Origin of the sequence: Pseudomonas sp. fls2-241-TYG-175, from assembly GCF_030209155.1 — a bacterium.
GTDB lineage: Bacteria > Pseudomonadota > Gammaproteobacteria > Pseudomonadales > Pseudomonadaceae > Aquipseudomonas > Aquipseudomonas viridiflava.
The window spans coordinates 12,414-30,359 of sequence record NZ_JARVSO010000003.1 but is presented as its reverse complement, the minus strand read 5'-3'; the positions used below and the strand labels follow the sequence as shown (position 1 = coordinate 30,359).

Here is a 17,946-nt window from a genome sequence, read left to right as displayed (position 1 = left end):
AGGAGTCTGCCTTGTTCTTTGAGCGCCACAGCGGTGGTGAACGTGCGATTCTCGTTCACCTGGATGGTCAGGACCCTGAGGCGCGCGAAGATCCGCAGGAGTTTCAGGAGTTGGCCATGTCGGCTGGCGCCGATACCGTCGCGTTTATCAACGTGCCGCGTCATCGGCCATCCGCCAAATACCTGATTGGCTCTGGCAAGGTCGAGGAGCTTCGCGACCAGGTCAAGGCCGAGCAGGCCGACATCGTGATCTTCAATCACACCCTCACGCCCAGTCAGGAACGTAACCTCGAACGTGTTTTCGAGTGTCGCGTGCTTGATCGCACCGGTCTGATTCTGGATATCTTCGCCCAGCGCGCACGGACCCATGAAGGCAAGCTGCAGGTCGAACTGGCCCAGCTTGAGCACATGAGTACCCGTCTGGTGCGAGGCTGGACTCACCTTGAGCGTCAGAAGGGTGGTATCGGCCTGCGTGGGCCGGGTGAAACCCAGCTCGAAACGGACCGTCGTCTGCTTCGGGTTCGTCTGCGCCAGATCAAGGGCCGTCTCGAGAAGGTTCGCAGTCAGCGTGATCAGGCCCGTCGCGGCCGTCGTCGCGCCGACATCCCTTCGGTTTCGCTGGTGGGCTACACCAACGCCGGCAAATCCACACTGTTCAACGCCGTGACCGATTCCGACGTGTTCGCAGCCGATCAGCTGTTCGCCACGCTGGACCCGACGTTGCGTCGTCTGCAACTCGACGACCTGGGCCCCATCGTGCTGGCCGATACAGTGGGCTTCATTCGCCACCTGCCGCACAAACTGGTCGAAGCCTTCCGCGCCACGCTTGAAGAATCGAGCAACTCCGATTTACTGCTGCATGTGATCGACTCCCACGAGCCGGACCGCATGTCGCAGATCGAGCAGGTCATTGCCGTGCTCGGCGAGATCGGTGCCGAGGGCTTGCCGATACTTGAGGTCTATAACAAACTCGATCTGCTTGAAGGCGTAGAGCCTCAGATACAGCGTGATGCCGATGGCAAGCCGCAACGTGTCTGGGTGTCTGCCCGGGATGGTCGTGGGCTGGACCTGCTCAAGCAGGCCGTGGCCGAACTGCTGGGTGACGACCTGTTCGTCGGCACCCTGTGTCTGCCTCAGCGTCTTGCCCGGCTGCGCGCCCAGTTCTTCGAATTGGGTGCCGTGCAGAGCGAGACGCACGACGAGGAAGGCTCAAGTCTTCTGGCAGTGCGTATACCGCGCGTTGAACTCAATCGTCTGGTGACTCGCGAAGGATTGCAGCCGCTGGAGTTCATCGAGCAACACACTTTGCAATAAAAGCACGGGAAAGCCGTTGTACGGCTTTCGCGGGCATTCTGTAGCATGGGGCGGCGCGCCGATGGTGCGTCTTTGCTTTATCAGATGGAGAGCGCTATGGCTTGGAATGAGCCGGGTGGCAACTCGAATAATCAAGATCCCTGGGGTGGTAAACGCCGTGGCGGCGACCGCAAGGGGCCACCTGATCTCGACGAGGCCTTCCGTAAGCTGCAGGAAAGCCTGAATGGGCTGTTCGGCGGCGGTAAGAAACGCAGTGGTGATGGCGGCAGTGGCGGCAGTTCGGGCAAGGGCGGCGGCTTCGGTCTGCTCGGCATCGGCCTGGTCGTGCTCGTCGCTTTCTGGCTTTACAGCGCGATTTATGTCGTCGACGAACAGGAACAGGCGGTTGTACTGCGTTTCGGCCAGTACCACGAAACCGTGGGTCCGGGTCTGAACATCTATTTCCCGCCGTTCGATCGCAAGTACATGGAAAACGTCACTCGCGAGCGTGCCTACAGCAAGCAGGGCCAGATGCTCACCGAAGACGAGAACATCGTCGAAGTGCCGCTGACCGTGCAATACAAGATCAGCAATCTTCAGGATTTCGTCCTGAACGTCGATCAGCCTGAAATCAGCCTGCAGCACGCCACTGAAAGTGCGTTGCGCCATGTTGTGGGTTCCACGGCGATGGATCAGGTGCTGACCGAAGGCCGTGAACTGATGGCGAGCGAGATCAAGGAGCGCCTGCAGCGTTTCCTCGATACCTACCGCACCGGTATCACCGTGACTCAGGTCAACGTGCAGAGTGCTGCTGCGCCGCGTGAAGTGCAGGAAGCGTTCGATGACGTGATCCGTGCCCGTGAAGACGAGCAGCGTGCACGCAACCAGGCGGAAAGCTACGCCAACGGTGTGATCCCGGAAGCCCGTGGTCAGGCCCAGCGTATTCTTGAAGACGCCAACGGTTATCGCGACGAAGTGGTTTCCCGTGCCAAGGGTGAGGCTGACCGCTTTACCAAGCTGGTCGCCGAATACCGCAAGGCACCTGAAGTGACCCGTCAGCGTCTGTACCTGGACACCATGCAGGAAGTCTTCAGCAATACCAGCAAGGTGCTCGTGACCGGTGATAAAGGGCAGAACAATCTGCTGTATCTGCCGCTCGACAAGATGATGGAAAACAGTCGCAGCGGTACCGGTAACACCTCGAGTACCGTTGGTTCATCCGCGACTGGAACTGATGCCGGCGTGCGAGCGGCCGATACTCAGCAGCGCGATGTACGTACCAGGGAGAGTCGCTGATGAGCAATAAATCGCTGATCACCCTAATTGTTGGTGTAGTACTGGCAGTCATTGCCTGGAACAGCTTCTACATCGTGTCCCAGACCGAACGCGCAGTTCTGCTGCAATTCGGTCGCGTGGTGCAGGCTGATGTACAGCCGGGCCTTCACGTGAAGGTTCCTTACGTGAACCAGGTGCGCAAGTTCGACGGCCGTCTGCTGACCCTCGATGCTCCGACCCAGCGTTTTCTGACGCTGGAGAAGAAAGCCGTGATGGTCGATGCCTATGCCAAATGGCGCGTGAAGGATGCCGAGCGTTTCTACACGGCGACTTCCGGTCTTAAGCAGATTGCCGACGAGCGTCTGTCGCGCCGTCTGGAATCGGGTCTTCGTGACCAGTTCGGCAAGCGTACCCTGCACGAAGTCGTGTCGGGTGAGCGTGACGCACTGATGGCGGACATCACCGGTTCCCTGAACCGCATGGCCGAGAAAGAGCTGGGTATCGAAGTGGTCGACGTTCGCGTCAAGGCCATCGACCTGCCCAAGGAAGTGAACCGCAGTGTTTTCGAGCGCATGAGCACCGAGCGTGAGCGTGAAGCCCGTGAGCACCGTGCCAAGGGTAACGAGCTGGCTGAGGGCATCCGTGCCGACGCCGATCGTCAGCGTCGTGTGCTGCTGGCCGAAGCCTATCGCGAGTCTGAAGAAGCGCGCGGTGATGGTGATGCCCAGGCAGCGGCGATCTACTCCAAGGCCTACGGTCAGGATCAGGAGTTCTATGCGTTCTATCGCAGCCTGCGTGCCTACCGTGAAAGCTTCGCGAACAAGAGTGACATGCTGGTGCTTGACCCGAACAGCGAGTTCTTCCGCTATCTGGAAAAAGCCAAGCCGTAATATCTGGCTGTAATAAATTACCCCGCCGGGCGGCAAAACCGTCCGGTGGGGTGATCGTTCGGTAAAACGTGTGTATCATGCGGCAGCCGGGAAATTCCCGGCTTTTTTGCGTCTGCACGATTGATTGGCTGAAGCCCGCGTGGCGATCGGCAAGATTTTTCGAGGAAAGTGGTCTGCAAGGCCTGTCTCGGGCGTTTGTCGTGCCCGTCATACAGCGCACCACTTTCTGCTTCACTCAAGGCTGGCCTCAAGGCTGGCCGCCCGGATCACAGGGGAATGGCGTAATGGCAACGGTTGACCGCTGGCTGCTACCAGATGGCATCGAAGAAGTACTGCCACCGGAAGCGGCGCGCATTGAAGTAGCGCGTCGTCAGGTGTTGGATCTGTTTCAGAGCTGGGGCTATGAGTTCGTCGTCACCCCGCATATCGAGTATCTGGAGTCTCTGCTGACTGGCGCAGGCTCGGATCTGGATCTGCGCACCTTCAAGGTCATCGATCCGCAATCGGGTCGGCAGATGGGCTTCCGTGCCGACATCACGCCGCAGGTTGCGCGCATCGATGCACACACCCTCAAGCGTGAAGGCCCGAGCCGTCTGTGCTATGCGGGCAGTGTTCTGCATGCCCAGCCGCGCGCGCTGTCGTCTTCGCGCAGCCCGATCCAGCTCGGTGCCGAGCTGTACGGCGATGCAAGCCCGAGCAGTGACGTTGAAGTGATCAGCCTCATGCTCGCCATGCTGCAACTGGCCGATGTGCCGGATGTGCATATGGATCTTGGGCATGTCGGTATCTACCGTGGGCTGGCGCGTGCTGCCGGTCTGTCGGGCGAAGTCGAGCAACAGCTGTTCGATGCGCTGCAACGCAAGGCCATCGATGAAGTGATCGCCCTGACGGCCAATCTGCCGCAGGAGCTGGCGTCGATGCTGCGTGCGCTGGTCGACCTTTGTGGTGGTCATGAAGTCCTGGCTGCGGCCCGTGATCGTCTGGCCGGTGCGCCGGAACCCGTGCTCGCTGCGCTGGACGATCTGGTGAGCATCGCCGACCGCCTCGCAGCGCGCTTCCCGCAGTTGCCGTTGTATTTCGATCTCGGTGAGCTGCGTGGCTATCACTACCATACCGGCGTCGTGTTCGCGGTCTTCGTGCCGGGCGTCGGGCAGTCGATTGCCCAGGGCGGTCGCTACGACGACATCGGCGCCGACTTCGGCCGTGCGCGTCCGGCCACCGGCTTTTCCACTGACCTGAAAACCCTGGTCACGCTGGGGCAGGCAGAAATCGTATTACCGTCCGGTGGCATCTGGATGCCGGACAGCACGGATGCAGCACTCTGGCAGCAGGTTTGCCAGTTGCGCAGCGAAGGTCAACGTGTGGTCCAGGCGTTGCCTGGGCAGCAGGTAAGCGCGGCACGTGAAGCCGACTGTGACCGGCAATTGATTCAGCATGGCGAGCACTGGCAGGTAATGCCGCTGGCTTCTTGAGTATTCCTGCCGGCCGCCGCCGGCACCAAGTTTGCGTGAATGAGGACGAGTGTTATGGGTAAGAATGTCGTAGTCCTGGGCACCCAGTGGGGTGATGAGGGCAAAGGCAAGATCGTTGATCTGCTGACCGAACATGCTACCGCCGTAGTTCGCTATCAGGGTGGCCACAACGCGGGTCACACCCTGGTGATCGACGGTGAGAAAACCGTATTGCACCTGATTCCGTCCGGTGTACTGCGCGAAGGCGTGCAGTGCCTGATCGGTAACGGTGTGGTGGTTGCTCCCGACGCACTGCTGCGTGAAATCATCAAGCTGGAAGAGAAAGGCATTCCGGTGCGCGAGCGTCTGCGCATCAGCCCTTCCTGCCCGCTGATCCTGTCGTATCACGTTGCGCTGGATCAGGCGCGTGAGAAGGCTCGTGGCGAATTCAAGATCGGTACGACCGGTCGCGGGATCGGCCCGGCTTACGAAGACAAGGTTGCACGTCGCGGTCTGCGCATCGGCGACCTGTTCCACCGTGAGCGTTTCGCGTCCAAGCTGGGCGAGTTGCTGGATTACCACAACTTCGTGCTGGTCAATTACTACAAAGAGCCTGCGATCGATTTCCAGAAGACACTCGACGAGTGCATGGAATACGCCGACATGCTCGAACCCTTGATGCTCGACGTCACCGCCACGCTGCATGAGATGCGTCGCGACGGCAAGGACATCATGTTCGAAGGTGCTCAGGGTTCGTTGCTGGACATCGACCACGGTACTTACCCGTACGTCACCAGCTCCAACACCACGGCTGGCGGCATTGCTACCGGTTCGGGTTTCGGTCCGATGTACCTGGATTACATTCTGGGTATCACCAAGGCTTACACCACACGCGTCGGTTCGGGTCCTTTCCCTACCGAGCTGTTCGATGACGTGGGCGCTTTTCTGGCCAAACGTGGCCATGAGTTCGGTGCTACCACCGGTCGTGCCCGTCGTTGCGGCTGGTTCGACGCCGTCATCCTGCGTCGTGCTATCGAAATCAACAGCATCTCGGGCCTGTGCCTGACCAAGCTGGACGTGCTCGACGGTCTTGAAACCATCAACATCTGTGTGGGTTACAAGAACGAAAACGGCGCGGTGATCGACGCGCCGACCGATGCCGACAGCTACCTGGGTCTGGAGCCGGTCTACGAGCAGATGCCAGGCTGGAGCGAATCCACGCTGGGCGCTCAGACGCTGGAGCAGTTGCCCGCCAATGCGCGCGCTTACATCAAGCGTGTCGAAGAGCTGGTAGGCGCACCTATCGACATCATCTCGACCGGTCCTGATCGCAACGAAACCATCGTTCTGCGTCACCCTTTCGCGTAACACGTCGTCAGCTGCAAAAAGAAGGGCCGCCATGTGCGGCCCTTTTTTGTAGCTCATTCAGAGCATGGGCACGGCACCACTGATCGTTCCTCACGCTCTGCGTGGGAATGCCGCTCAGGACGCTCCGCGTCCGATCCTCTCGGGACGGGCGAAATGTGAATTGCATCGCGGCACGGCCCTTGCTATACAAACGACAGAAAAGTGCCACTATTTTAATGGCGCTCAGGTTGGAGGGATTCTCCTGTGTCGGCTGTGTTATCTCTGTTGCAAAGTCGTTTGCTGCGCCCGGTGTTCATTGCACTGGGCATCGCCCTTTTGGTGCAGGTGGTGGTCGCGGTTGCGCTCACCCGGAGCACGGTCACCGCGCTTGAAGCGGATCTGGCCAATCGTCTGGGGGTAGATTCGCAACATGTCTCTTCCGAGCTGGAGCGGGCGAGTAGTGAAGTGACATCCAGTCTGGATGCGCTTTCTAGCAGTACCCGTCAGCGTCTCAGTACCGGCCTGTCCACGCGTCTGAAAGAAGAGCAGGCGCAACTGCGCGCTACGCTGGAAAAAGACCTCAAGGAATCCGCCACTGATATGGCAGAACTGCTGGCTGCGGTTGCGCCGCGTGCCATGTGGGATAACGACACACCGACACTTTCCGAATTTGCCCGTCGTGCGCAGCGCAATCCCAATGTGCTGTTCGTGGTGTATGACGATGCGGCTGGCGAGCACCTGACGCGCTACATGAACCGCGACAATCCCCTGGTCAAGGCGCTTCTCGCCAAGGGGGAGGGCGAGCGGGCGATGGACAAGATTCTCAACGCTGCGAAAAACGATCCGTCGGTGTATTACGTCGAAGCCTCCATCAGTCCTAACGGTGTCGAGATCGGCAAGGTGCGCATGGGCGTCTCGACGGCGACGGTCGAGGAAAACCTGGCTGCGCTGGACAAGCGTTTCGCCACGTTGATCACCAGCGGCGAGCAGTTGGTATCAGAAAGCCTGGCGGGTGCTTCAAAGGACAGTTCTGCGGCGCTGCGCACTCGTCTGGAGTCCGCGCAAGCAGCAGCAACTGCAATGGCCAGCAATACCCGTTCTGCCGTTCAGGACGCTGCTCAAACCTTGCGCTGGAATATCGCCGTCGGACTTGCCGTCATCGGTCTCGGCGTACTGCTTCTGTTGGCAGTGGTGCTGGGCCGTCGTGTGGTCAGCAAGCTGCATCTGCTGATCGCGGCGCTCAATGACCTGGCAGCAGGTGAGGGCGACCTGACGCGCCGTGTGAAGCTCGACAGCAACGACGAGATCGGCGACATGTCGGCTGCGGTCAATCGTTTCATCGACAAGCTTCAGCCCATCGTTCGAGAAGCAGGCGAGGTGGCGCAACTGACCGGTGTCGAGATCGGCGCCATGAGCCAGCGAAACGCGGGCGCCGATGCGGCTGCTGCGTTGCAGCGGGACGAAGTGGCGGCCAGCCTGCAAGCGCTTGAACAAATGGCTGATGAGGCTCAGGCGGAAAGCCAGGCCATGCAGGAAGCGTTGCGTCAGGTCATCGACATCAAGCAGGCCACCGATGAAAACACGCGTACGTCCAATCAGGTTGGCGGGCTCATAGAAGCGCTGGCCGGTCAGGTGGAGACAGGTGCTCAGGTGATCGAGCGTCTGGCGCGGCAGAGCGAGCAGATCGAGGTGGTGCTTGAAGTGATTCATGGCATCGCCGAGCAGACCAACCTGTTGGCCCTCAACGCAGCCATCGAGGCAGCGCGCGCAGGCGAGACCGGCCGCGGCTTTGCCGTGGTGGCTGACGAAGTCCGCGCCCTGGCCAGCAAGACCCAGAGTTCAACCGGTGATATTCAGGAGCACATCACCAAGTTGCAGGCCGGTGCCAAAGAGGCGGTCGCAACCATCGGTCTGGCCGGGCGTCAGGCGAAGGAGGGGCTGGCCGTGCTGCGTGACAGCGCAAGGCTGCAGCAAACCGTGCAGGCCTCGGTCGAGCAGGTGCATGCAGCAATTGGTCTGGCCACGCGAGCAGCGGAACATCAGGCGCAGGGCGCCCATGCGGTGAAAGGACGTGTTGAAGTGATTCATGCACAGGCCGAGAAAGCCGCCCAGGCGGTGGTGGAGACGACGGCAAGCGGCCGAACGCTGGACAAGCTTTCGGTGCGTCTGAAGGCGAGTCTTGGGCAGTTCAGGGCTTAGCTCCAGCCTGCGCGGCAGGTGTTGTAGCACCTTTTCATTTTGGGGCAACTATGAGTTCTGTGAGTAGCCAACAAGGGGCCTTGAAAGGTTAATGCTCTATGGAGATCGTCGCTGAAGGGGCGGGGATCCAGCGCCAAGCGCTGAAACTATGGAGAACTTTCAATGGTCACCAAGAAAAAAACCAGCAAAAAACCTGCGCTTCTAAGTAAGCCGTTTCCGCCGTTCATAGGTGAATTGCCTGATGTCGTGCTCAAGAGCGTCGGGGTTGAAGTGGATCTGGATGCCAAGGCTACCCCTGCCGGAGTGTCGGGGGCGATTTACAACATGGCGGGTGGTCCGTTGCGCGTCAGCGTCACTGCGGGTACATCATCTGCTTACGATCATCTTCCTTTTGTTTCCGGAGATAAGGTTACGCTTGAGCTTTCAGCGGGAGGAGGTTCAGGCGTTATCTGGAGTGACTCATTCACCGCAAGGTTCAGGTATATCCACGATCCACGGGGGACTTATTCCGGGGACTACCGCACGTTTTATATTTCTGCCGATGAGGTGAAGGCTTACGCAGGAAAAAAACTGGCTCTCACGTGCAGTGCGCAAAGTCCGGGCGGCAAGCTGCGTGTCTCCAGCCCCTTGGAGTTTTTGATCCGCGGCTTGCCCGTGTCCGACGAGGACGCTGCGACCACGCCTGAGCAAAGCAGTGTCGCATTGCCTGGTCCAGTGGTTCTGGAGGCGATCAGCGATACGGTAGACCCGGACAACCTCAGCTCGCGGGGTGAGTTGAAATACATCACGGTTGCGATCGACTACCCAATGGAGCTTGACGACATCGTCAGATTGTCCATGACAGGGCGGGATGTCGATCAGAACGAAATTGTCTTCACGGACAGGGATCGTCCGATCAGTGAGTCCAATCTTGCACGGCGTCCGCTGACCATCACCTTTCTGGAGGAGCAGATCAAGCCTTTGATCGGAGGAGTCATCGTTCTCTCTTACCAGGTCGCAAGAAAGGGCGTCTGGCAGAGTTCTCCGGTAAAAGTGATCAGTATCGGGCCGAGCCTGGCCGGATTGCCGCCCTTTATCAATGAAGTCAAAGACGGTCGCCTGGATCCGGGCCTTATTGCTCAGTCAATCGATGTGCACATCCCGTCTGCGGGTACGAGAGTGGGAGACAGAATCACGCTTTACTGGAATGACTCCTCGCGAAAGAGGCCGTTCAGGGATAAGGCGACAGTGACGCAGCTCAATGTGGACGGTGACTTGTCATTCGATGTTTATGTGGATGAGGTCATACAGTTCAATCGCGGCAAAATCGTCACTCTTTTCTATACGATCGAGCGAGGTTCGGAGGGGGGTAGCAAGGCGACCTACAGGTCCGGCGATTACCGGTTTTTTGTCGGAAGCGAGCAGGAGCAGCGTACTGCGGGCTCTGCAATCTCTGTGGCCCCCAAAGTCAGTGGTCTCAGTGCAGGTGCCGTTGATCCTTCGCTGGTCGATGCGGGAGTTGGCGTGACTGTTCCTTTTTCCGATACTCAGGAGGGAGACAGCGTGACGGCCTTCTGGCAGACAGGTAGCGAAACGCCTTCGCCGATAGGGACTGTTCTGGTCGACGCCAGCAACGTTGACACTGATCTTTCATTTCTGGCTCCTGCCGAGGTTGCAAAGGCAGCGCTCAATAAAAAGGTCAGCGTTTACTATGTGATCACTCGCAAGTGGACAGGAACTGCCGAGCAGAAAATCCGGTCTCGGGAAGTGATGTTCAGTGTGGGTGTCATTGCGGCTTCGGGGGCTCTTCCCGCGCCAGAGATCAGCCACGCTGAATACGACGTTCTTGATCCTATGGATGTTCTTGATGGTGAGACAGTGGTTGTCCGGCCTTACCCCACAATAGCCATCGGAGATCGGGTCAGACTTTTCTGGGTAGGAATGGAGGGGGCGGGGACGCCGGAATTGCCGGAGCAAGTTGTCAGTGATGTGAGTAAGCCGCTGATATTTACCATCCCGTCTTCAGCTATCGGCTGGAGTATGGGTGCGGATGTCTGGGTTTATTACCAGGTATCGCGCAACGGTGTTGCCAAGCCAATGGAGTCCGAGCCATCAGTTATCGAAGTGGAAATGCTCGGCTACGACCACTTGAGTACTCCTGTGGCTGATCAGGCTTCCGGGGGATTGTTGGACTTGTCCGAGATATCCACCCATATCACCTTCTCGTTGAAAGCATGGCCGTTCATCCAGGCAAAACAAAGAATATGGTTTTCGCTTGAGGGTGTGGATAAAAACGATGCGCCCTGGAAGGTTTATTTGTGGATCGCCAGAAGAGTCACTGCGCAAGAAGTTTCCCAGGGATTGAAAGCAAAAATTCCGTATCACAGATTCGGCAGCGTCAAGGACGGCAGCAAGATCAATGTTTACGCAAGCGTGACGTACGATGGCGACTTCAGTGAAAAATACGCTGACAAATTCCCCGTGCTGACCTTGACTGTCAGGCAGCCGACGCCCGTTGCTCCTGCCCAATTGAGCATCCTGCCCCTGAACATGACGTTGACTGCTGCTTACCCGCCTCAGGGCAGTACGCCTGTGGGCGAGGCGGCTCAGCTCAAGCCAATAGGGGGTACAAAGCCTTATCGCTTTAAGTCAGACGATCCGAGCGTTGTTCATGTAAGTGAGCTGGGCGTCGTCAAGGCAGTGAGCAATGGTGATGCCGTCGTATCGATACATGATGCGACGGGTGCGAAGGTGGACGTGAGTATTTACGTCGAAGGTTTTCCTGAGCTTTATATGCTGGACCGGGATACTTACGAAGAGTGCGAGGCCTGGGCAAAAGAGGATGGGTTGACGATTCCGGCGCTGAGTGATTTGCGGCGTGTATGCACTGATCCAGGCAGGCCGATGGATTTCAGTGATGTTTCTCCACCCATTCTCTGGGCAAGTGATACGGATCAGGATCAAACCTACCGGACGCTTTATCTGCCGTTGGAGGATGTAGCGCGCATTGTTGACAGATCCAGTGCCGATCTCATGACGGCGTACGGCTCGGTAATCGTATTTCAAGCTCAGTATGAGGATGAGGATGAGGATGGCGAGGAAAAGTCGAGCGCTCTAATCTAGCGATCGATTGGAGTCGCCAACGTCAGGCGTGAAGAAATCATTGCCCGAAAAGCAAAAAACCGAGCCATTGGCTCGGTTTTTTTGAATTGGTGCCCAGAAGAAGACTCGAACTTCCACGACCTTGCGGTCACCAGCACCTGAAGCTGGCGTGTCTACCAATTTCACCATCTGGGCAGTATCAGCGACGTCGCCGTTGCTGATGGGGCGCACTATACGGCGATCGTTTTACTCTGTAAACCCCTGTTTTGATTTAATAATCAAAACCCCGGAATGCAAAAACCCGCTTTCGCGGGTTCTTGTGTGACATCAACCTGTTGTAGGCTGTTGCCTTGAATTGGTGCCCAGAAGAAGACTCGAACTTCCACGACCTTGCGGTCACCAGCACCTGAAGCTGGCGTGTCTACCAATTTCACCATCTGGGCAGTATCTTGAGGCCTTGGCCTGTCGATGGCGCGCACTATACGGAGCGTCTTTTGGGCTGTAAAGCCCATCGATGAAAAAAACTCCAAAAATTTCGCCAGCGGCGTGAATCGGGTCTTTCAGGGCAGTTTCAAGCGTTTTCAGTGAGCTGATTGAGCGTGAAATTTCCCGTTTCATAAGGTCTATGCCAAACTAACCCCTATATATACAAGGTGAAAACTATCTAATGGCCGATTGGCAGTCCCTCGATCCCGAGGCCGCTCGTGAAGCGGAAAAATACGAAAACCCTATTCCCAGCCGTGAGCTGATCCTTCAGCACCTTGCCGAGCGTGGTTCGCCGGCCAGTCGCGAGCAACTGGTCGAAGAGTTCGGCCTGACCACTGAAGACCAGTTCGAGGCTCTGCGCCGTCGCCTTCGTGCGATGGAGCGCGACGCTCAATTGATCTACACACGTCGTGGCACTTATGCGCCAGTGGACAAGCTCGACTTGATCCTCGGCCGCATCTCCGGCCATCGCGACGGCTTCGGCTTTCTGGTCCCTGATGACGGTTCCGATGACCTGTTCATGAGCCCGGCGCAGATGCGTCTGGTGTTCGACGGCGACCGTGCCTTGGCTCGCGTTTCCGGTCTGGACCGTCGCGGGCGCCGTGAAGGCGTGATTGTCGAGGTCATTTCCCGTGGTCACGAATCCATCGTGGGTCGCTACTTCGAAGAGAGCGGCATTGGTTTCGTCATTCCGGACAATCCGAAAATCCAGCAGGAAGTGCTGGTGACACCGGGTCGCAACAACGGCGCGAAGATCGGGCAGTTCGTCGAGGTGAAAATCACCCATTGGCCAACGCCGCGCTTCCAGCCGCAAGGCGATGTGGTTGAAGTGGTCGGCAACTATATGGCGCCGGGCATGGAAATCGACGTCGCGCTGCGCACCTACGACATTCCTCATGTATGGCCTGAAGCCGTGCTCAAGGAAGCGGCGAAACTCAAGCCGGAAGTCGAGGACAAGGACAAGGAACACCGCGTCGATCTGCGTCACCTGCCGTTCGTGACCATCGACGGTGAAGATGCACGCGACTTCGACGATGCCGTCTATTGCGAAGCCAAGCCGGGCAAGCTGCGTCTGTTCTCCGGTGGCTGGAAGCTCTACGTGGCGATTGCCGACGTATCGAGCTACGTGAAGATTGGCTCTGCCCTGGATGCCGAATCCCAGGTGCGCGGCAACTCGGTGTACTTCCCCGAGCGTGTTGTGCCGATGCTGCCTGAGCAGTTGTCCAACGGCCTGTGCTCGCTGAACCCGCACGTCGATCGTCTGGCCATGGTCTGCGAGATGACCATCTCCAAGACCGGCGAGATGACGGATTACGTGTTCTACGAAGCCGTCATCCATTCCCATGCGCGCCTGACCTACAACAAGGTCAGCACGATTCTGGAGCAGCCGAAAACGGCAGAGGCCAAGAGTCTGCGTGGCGAATACGGCGATGTCGTTCCGCACCTCAAGCAGCTTTATGCGCTGTACAAAGTGCTGCTGGGCGCACGTCATGTGCGTGGCGCCATCGACTTCGAAACGCAGGAAACCCGGATCATCTTCGGTTCCGAGCGCAAGATTGCCGAGATTCGTCCGACCACGCGCAACGATGCTCACAAGCTGATCGAGGAGTGCATGCTGGCGGCCAACGTGGCCACCGCTGAATTCCTGAAGAAGCACGAAATCCCTGCGCTGTATCGCGTGCACGATGGCCCGCCGCCAGAGCGTCTGGAAAAGCTCCGTGCTTTCCTGGGTGAGCTGGGTCTGTCATTGCACAAGGGCAAGGATGGTCCGACCCCGAAGGATTATCAGGCGCTGCTTGAAACCGTTCGCGATCGTCCGGACTACCATCTGATCCAGACCGTGATGCTGCGTTCGTTGAGCCAGGCTGTGTACAGCTCGGACAACAACGGCCACTTCGGTCTCAACTATGAAGCCTACACGCACTTCACCTCGCCGATCCGTCGTTACCCGGACCTGCTGACTCACCGTGCGATTCGTAGTGTGATCCGTTCCAAGCAGGACACGCCGCACGTGCGTCGTGCCGGTGCGGCAACCATTCCGAAAGCGCGCATTTATCCGTACGACGAAGCGTTGCTGGAGCAAATGGGCGAGCAGTGCTCAATGAGCGAGCGCCGTGCCGACGAAGCCACTCGCGACGTGGTGAACTGGCTCAAGTGCGAGTACATGAAAGACCGCGTCGGCGAGTCGTTCCCGGGTGTGATCACGGCCGTCACCGGCTTTGGTCTGTTCGTCGAGCTGACCGATATCTATGTCGAAGGTCTGGTGCACGTCACTGCCTTGCCAGGTGACTACTACCACTTCGATCCGCTGCACCATCGTCTTGCCGGCGAACGCACCGGGCGTAATTTCCGCCTGGGCGACACGGTAGAAGTGAAGGTCATGCGCGTCGATCTGGATGAGCGCAAAATCGACTTCGAAATCTCCGAGAAGTCTGCCGCGACCACTTCTTCGCCGGGCCGCAAGCGCCGTGGCCAGGAAACTGCAGCGCCTGCTGCTGCCGCCGAAAAGGAAAAGGCTCCGGCCAAATCCGGGCGTCGTACAGCGGCTACCAAGGAAGCGCCGGTCGAGGCCTATCGCCCGAGCGATGCTGCGGCGAAAAACGCAGAAGTGCGCAAGAGCCGTGAAATGAAAAAAGCCCTTCTGGCTGAAGCGAAGGGTGGTAGCAAGGCGTCGTCGGGAAAGTCTGAAAGGCCTGATTCGGGCTCTGCACCTTCCTCAGGCAAGACCAGTAAACATCGTAAAGGTGGCTCGTCGAAAACGGGCTCCGCGTCATCGTCCAAGGGCGGTAGCGTTCGTAAACCCAAGGCCAAGTCATGAGTCAGCTGGAAAAAATCTACGGCGTTCATGCCGTGGAAGCGTTGCTTCGTCATCACCCGAAGCGGGTCAAGCACATCTGGCTCGCGGAGGGTCGCAGCGATCCGCGCGTTCAGGTGCTCGTCGAGCTGGCGGGTCAGAATCGCGTCACCATCGGCCAGGCCGAACGCCGCGAAATGGATGCCTGGGTTGAGGGTGTGCATCAGGGCGTTGTGGCCGATGTCAGCCCGAGCCAGGTCTGGGGCGAAGCAATGCTTGATGAGCTGCTGGACCGCACCGAAGGCCCGCCTTTGTTGCTGGTGCTCGACGGCGTGACCGATCCGCACAACCTGGGTGCCTGCCTGCGTACCGCCGATGCGGCGGGTGCGCTGGCAGTGATCGTGCCCAAGGACAAGTCGGCAACGCTGACACCGGCTGTACGAAAAGTAGCCTGTGGCGCGGCGGAAGTGATTCCGCTGGTGGCTGTGACCAACCTGGCGCGTACGCTGGAAAAGCTGCAGCAGCGCGGCCTGTGGGTTGTGGGTACGGCGGGGGAGGCTGAGCAGGAGTTGTATCAGCAGGACCTGACTGGCCCGACGATCATCATCATGGGCGCCGAAGGCAAGGGCATGCGTCGCCTGACCCGCGAGCACTGCGATTATCTGGTGCGCCTGCCCATGGCCGGTAGCGTCAGCAGCCTGAACGTATCCGTGGCGACAGGCGTTTGTCTGTTCGAAGCGCTGCGTCAGCGCAGCGCCAAGGCGACCGGCAAGAAAGGCTGATAATCAGCTTTTGATTGATCGTGTCCGCGCCTGAGCGTGGACACGATCATCTGCTCCGCCCAGGCACTGGTGATCTGTTCAAATAATCACCAATTGCCTTGCGCCCCACACGACCCTTCTCTACAATTGCGCCCCTTGCTGTCATGGCAGGCGCGCATGTGCCTGTTCCTGAGCAAGACCAACAGTGTCATTCACTCCTTGTCTGACCGCTTTCGGCGGCAGGCTACAACCCGTAAGGAGCATTCATGCGTCATTACGAAATTATCTTTTTGGTCCACCCGGATCAAAGCGAGCAAGTCGGCGGCATGGTAGAGCGTTACACCAAGCTGATCGAAGAAGACGGCGGCAAAATCCACCGTCTGGAAGATTGGGGCCGTCGTCAACTGGCTTACGCAATCAACAATGTTCACAAGGCTCACTACGTGATGCTGAACGTTGAGTGCTCTGGCAAGGCTCTGGCCGAGCTGGAAGACAACTTCCGTTACAACGATGCTGTGATCCGTAACCTGGTCATCCGTCGCGACGAAGCCGTAACTGGCCAGTCCGAGATGCTCAAGGCTGAAGAAAACCGCAGTGAGCGCCGTGAGCGTCGTGACCGTCCTGAGCACTCCGACAGCGCCGATGGCGATGACGGCGACAACAGCGACGTTAGCGATAACGCTGACGAGTAATCCACGGACCTTTTGAGGAGCCAATTACATGGCACGTTTCTTCCGTCGTCGTAAATTCTGCCGCTTCACCGCTGAAGACGTCAAAGAGATCGATTACAAAGATCTCAACACTCTGAAAGCCTACGTATCCGAGACCGGCAAAATCGTTCCAAGCCGTATCACTGGTACCAAAGCACGTTATCAGCGTCAGCTGGCCACCGCTATCAAGCGCGCCCGCTTCCTGGCCCTGCTGGCCTACACCGACAGCCACGGCCGCTGAGACCAGGTAGTCGACAAAACGTAACAAGGGATAGAAAGCATGCGTGCCCTGGCTGAATTCATCATGCGCGGCCGTATGCAGGCCACTCTCGTAGTGGCGGGATGTGCGGCATTGCCGCTGTTTTTCTGGTTGAGTGCTGCCGCAGGATGCCTTGTGCTTCTGCGGCGCGGGTTCAGTGATGCCGTTGGTGTCCTGTCCTGGGCTCTGCTGCCGGCCTTGGTCTGGTGGTATTTCGGCGAACCACGTGTAGCCATGGTGCTGGCTGGTTCGCTGAGCTTGGCAATGGTGTTGCGTGCCAGCGAGTCCTGGGTCCGCGTGCTGCTGGTCAGCGTAGCGTTGGGTGTGGTGTATGCAGTGGTTCTGGGTGCGGTTTTTGGCGAACCCATTGAAGCGATGTCGCAGGAGTTGCAGAAACACCTGCCGGCGATGCTCTCTGGGCTCTACGAGCAAATGAACGTAGAAGAACGCGCGCGTCTGGGAGCACTGATTGCCCCCGTCCTGATTGGCCTGATAGCGGCCTTGCTGCAAATCGTCAGTGTGCTGAGCCTGATTCTTGGGCGCTACTGGCAAGCGTTGTTGTACAACCCTGGTGGTTTCGGGCGTGAATTTCGCGCCGTGAGACTCCCGCTGGTACCGTCGTTGGTGCTGTTGGTGTGCATGCTGGTGGGACCGAATTTCGGTCCGCAGATGGCAATGCTTACACCGCTCTGCAGCGTACCGCTGGTATTTGCAGGGCTGGCATTGATACACGGACTGGTCGCTGAAAAGCGCCTGTCCAGGTTCTGGCTGGTAGGGATGTACATCACGCTGCTGGTGTTCATGCAGCTGATCTATCCGTTGCTCGTGGTAATTGCCATTGTCGACAGCCTGATTGATTTTCGCGGTCGCCGGGTATCGAAAGATTCCGGCAATGGTCCTGCGAACGGTGAAGGTTAAAAGTTAAGAGGATTTCCACATGCAACTGATCCTTCTGGAAAAAGTCGCCAACCTGGGCAACCTGGGCGACAAAGTAAACGTTAAGGCCGGTTACGGTCGTAACTACCTGCTGCCTTACGGCAAAGCCACCGCTGCAACCGCTGCCAACCTGGCTGCGTTTGAAGAGCGTCGTGCCGAGCTGGAAAAACTGGCTGCAGACAAGAAAGCATCTGCCGAAACTCGCGCTGCCCAACTGGCTGAGCTGGAAGTGACTATCACTGCCACCGCTGGTGACGAAGGCAAGCTGTTCGGTTCGATCGGCACCCACGACATCGCTGATGCACTGACCGCCTCTGGCGTTGAAGTTGCAAAAAGCGAAGTTCGTCTGCCGAACGGCACTATCCGCAACGTTGGCGAATTCGACGTAGCCGTGCACCTGCACAGCGACGTAGAAGCGACCGTACGCGTTGTCGTAGTGGCTGCTTAAGCAGTACGTAATCGTCT

General features: G+C 58.3%; 13 protein-coding genes, 2 tRNA genes and 1 pseudogene. 14 read left to right on the top strand and 2 right to left on the bottom strand.

From position 1 onward, the window contains the following. The first annotated feature begins 11 nt into the window (after window positions 1-11). From hflX to QRN20_RS02635, 8 genes and pseudogenes are all read left to right on the top strand, one after another. Window positions 12-1,313 carry a ribosome rescue GTPase HflX gene (gene hflX, locus QRN20_RS02665; RefSeq protein WP_004883568.1) on the top strand — a complete coding sequence of 434 codons (1,302 nt, stop codon included), beginning with the start codon at window positions 12-14 and terminating at the stop codon, window positions 1,311-1,313. Between the two features lie 96 nt (window positions 1,314-1,409). Continuing rightward, the gene (hflK, locus tag QRN20_RS02660) at window positions 1,410-2,588 is read left to right on the top strand and encodes an FtsH protease activity modulator HflK (protein ID WP_122501222.1); all 1,179 of its coding nucleotides are present in this window, start codon (window positions 1,410-1,412) and stop codon (window positions 2,586-2,588) included. After that, window positions 2,588-3,457, top strand: a complete 870-nt coding sequence (gene hflC / locus QRN20_RS02655; protein ID WP_004883571.1) for a protease modulator HflC — start codon at window positions 2,588-2,590, stop codon at window positions 3,455-3,457. Before hflK ends, hflC begins: the two co-directional genes overlap by 1 nt. 284 nt (window positions 3,458-3,741) lie before the next feature. Next, a complete protein-coding gene (locus tag QRN20_RS02650) occupies window positions 3,742-4,929 on the top strand; it encodes an ATP phosphoribosyltransferase regulatory subunit (RefSeq protein ID WP_025996900.1) in 1,188 nt (395 codons plus the stop codon). A gap of 54 nt (window positions 4,930-4,983) precedes the next feature. Beyond that, window positions 4,984-6,276: an adenylosuccinate synthase gene (locus QRN20_RS02645; RefSeq protein WP_025996901.1), complete on the top strand. Its 1,293-nt coding sequence runs from the start codon at window positions 4,984-4,986 to the stop codon at window positions 6,274-6,276. Window positions 6,277-6,855: 579 nt separating this feature from the next. Next, a pseudogene (locus QRN20_RS26750) lies at window positions 6,856-7,548 on the top strand (methyl-accepting chemotaxis protein); the annotation flags it as partial. A 21-nt stretch (window positions 7,549-7,569) separates the two neighbouring features. Continuing rightward, entirely contained in the window at window positions 7,570-8,454 is an 885-nt protein-coding gene (locus QRN20_RS26745; protein WP_371306699.1) for a methyl-accepting chemotaxis protein, read from the top strand. 162 nt (window positions 8,455-8,616) lie between these two features. Further along, window positions 8,617-11,556 (top strand): hypothetical protein, encoded by a 2,940-nt coding sequence (locus QRN20_RS02635; RefSeq protein ID WP_285359984.1) that lies wholly within the window; start codon window positions 8,617-8,619, stop codon window positions 11,554-11,556. Between the two features lie 87 nt (window positions 11,557-11,643). On the opposite strand, the gene QRN20_RS02630 is transcribed toward QRN20_RS02635, so the two are convergent. Next, window positions 11,644-11,730: transfer RNA gene (locus QRN20_RS02630), tRNA-Leu, on the bottom strand. 161 nt (window positions 11,731-11,891) lie between these two features. Beyond that, window positions 11,892-11,978, bottom strand: a tRNA-Leu gene (locus QRN20_RS02625). Between the two features lie 224 nt (window positions 11,979-12,202). On the opposite strand from QRN20_RS02625, the gene rnr reads away from it, so the two are divergent. The 6 genes from rnr (at window position 12,203) to rplI (ending at window position 17,929) form a co-directional block, all read left to right on the top strand. Further along, on the top strand, window positions 12,203-14,839 hold the full coding sequence (gene rnr / locus QRN20_RS02620; protein ID WP_004883578.1) for a ribonuclease R: 2,637 nt from the start codon (window positions 12,203-12,205) through the stop codon (window positions 14,837-14,839). Continuing rightward, window positions 14,836-15,597, top strand: coding sequence for a 23S rRNA (guanosine(2251)-2'-O)-methyltransferase RlmB (rlmB, locus tag QRN20_RS02615; RefSeq protein WP_004883581.1), 762 nt, complete (start codon window positions 14,836-14,838; stop codon window positions 15,595-15,597). Before rnr ends, rlmB begins: the two co-directional genes overlap by 4 nt. 245 nt (window positions 15,598-15,842) lie before the next feature. Beyond that, the gene (gene rpsF / locus QRN20_RS02610; protein WP_004883583.1) at window positions 15,843-16,268 is read left to right on the top strand and encodes a 30S ribosomal protein S6; all 426 of its coding nucleotides are present in this window, start codon (window positions 15,843-15,845) and stop codon (window positions 16,266-16,268) included. A gap of 28 nt (window positions 16,269-16,296) precedes the next feature. Next, the gene (gene rpsR / locus QRN20_RS02605; RefSeq protein WP_002551829.1) at window positions 16,297-16,527 is read left to right on the top strand and encodes a 30S ribosomal protein S18; all 231 of its coding nucleotides are present in this window, start codon (window positions 16,297-16,299) and stop codon (window positions 16,525-16,527) included. A gap of 39 nt (window positions 16,528-16,566) precedes the next feature. Next, complete coding sequence (locus QRN20_RS02600; protein WP_025996904.1) at window positions 16,567-17,463, top strand: YybS family protein; 897 nt, start codon at window positions 16,567-16,569, stop codon at window positions 17,461-17,463. A 19-nt stretch (window positions 17,464-17,482) separates the two neighbouring features. Further along, window positions 17,483-17,929, top strand: coding sequence for a 50S ribosomal protein L9 (gene rplI / locus QRN20_RS02595; RefSeq protein ID WP_004883587.1), 447 nt, complete (start codon window positions 17,483-17,485; stop codon window positions 17,927-17,929). The last annotated feature ends 17 nt before the right edge of the window (window positions 17,930-17,946 follow it).

Excerpts from the sequence above, each read along its gene's own strand:
- hflK (WP_122501222.1), top strand. The coding sequence starts at position 1,410 with ATGGCTTGGAATGAGCCGGGTGGCAACTCGAATAATCAAGATCCCTGG.
- hflC (WP_004883571.1), top strand. The coding sequence starts at position 2,588 with ATGAGCAATAAATCGCTGATCACCCTAATTGTTGGTGTAGTACTGGCA.
- QRN20_RS02650 (WP_025996900.1), top strand. The coding sequence starts at position 3,742 with ATGGCAACGGTTGACCGCTGGCTGCTACCAGATGGCATCGAAGAAGTA.
- QRN20_RS02645 (WP_025996901.1), top strand. The coding sequence starts at position 4,984 with ATGGGTAAGAATGTCGTAGTCCTGGGCACCCAGTGGGGTGATGAGGGC.
- QRN20_RS26745 (WP_371306699.1), top strand. The coding sequence starts at position 7,570 with ATGTCGGCTGCGGTCAATCGTTTCATCGACAAGCTTCAGCCCATCGTT.
- QRN20_RS02635 (WP_285359984.1), top strand. The coding sequence starts at position 8,617 with ATGGTCACCAAGAAAAAAACCAGCAAAAAACCTGCGCTTCTAAGTAAG.
- rnr (WP_004883578.1), top strand. The coding sequence starts at position 12,203 with ATGGCCGATTGGCAGTCCCTCGATCCCGAGGCCGCTCGTGAAGCGGAA.
- rlmB (WP_004883581.1), top strand. The coding sequence starts at position 14,836 with ATGAGTCAGCTGGAAAAAATCTACGGCGTTCATGCCGTGGAAGCGTTG.
- rpsF (WP_004883583.1), top strand. The coding sequence starts at position 15,843 with ATGCGTCATTACGAAATTATCTTTTTGGTCCACCCGGATCAAAGCGAG.
- rpsR (WP_002551829.1), top strand. The coding sequence starts at position 16,297 with ATGGCACGTTTCTTCCGTCGTCGTAAATTCTGCCGCTTCACCGCTGAA.
- QRN20_RS02600 (WP_025996904.1), top strand. The coding sequence starts at position 16,567 with ATGCGTGCCCTGGCTGAATTCATCATGCGCGGCCGTATGCAGGCCACT.
- rplI (WP_004883587.1), top strand. The coding sequence starts at position 17,483 with ATGCAACTGATCCTTCTGGAAAAAGTCGCCAACCTGGGCAACCTGGGC.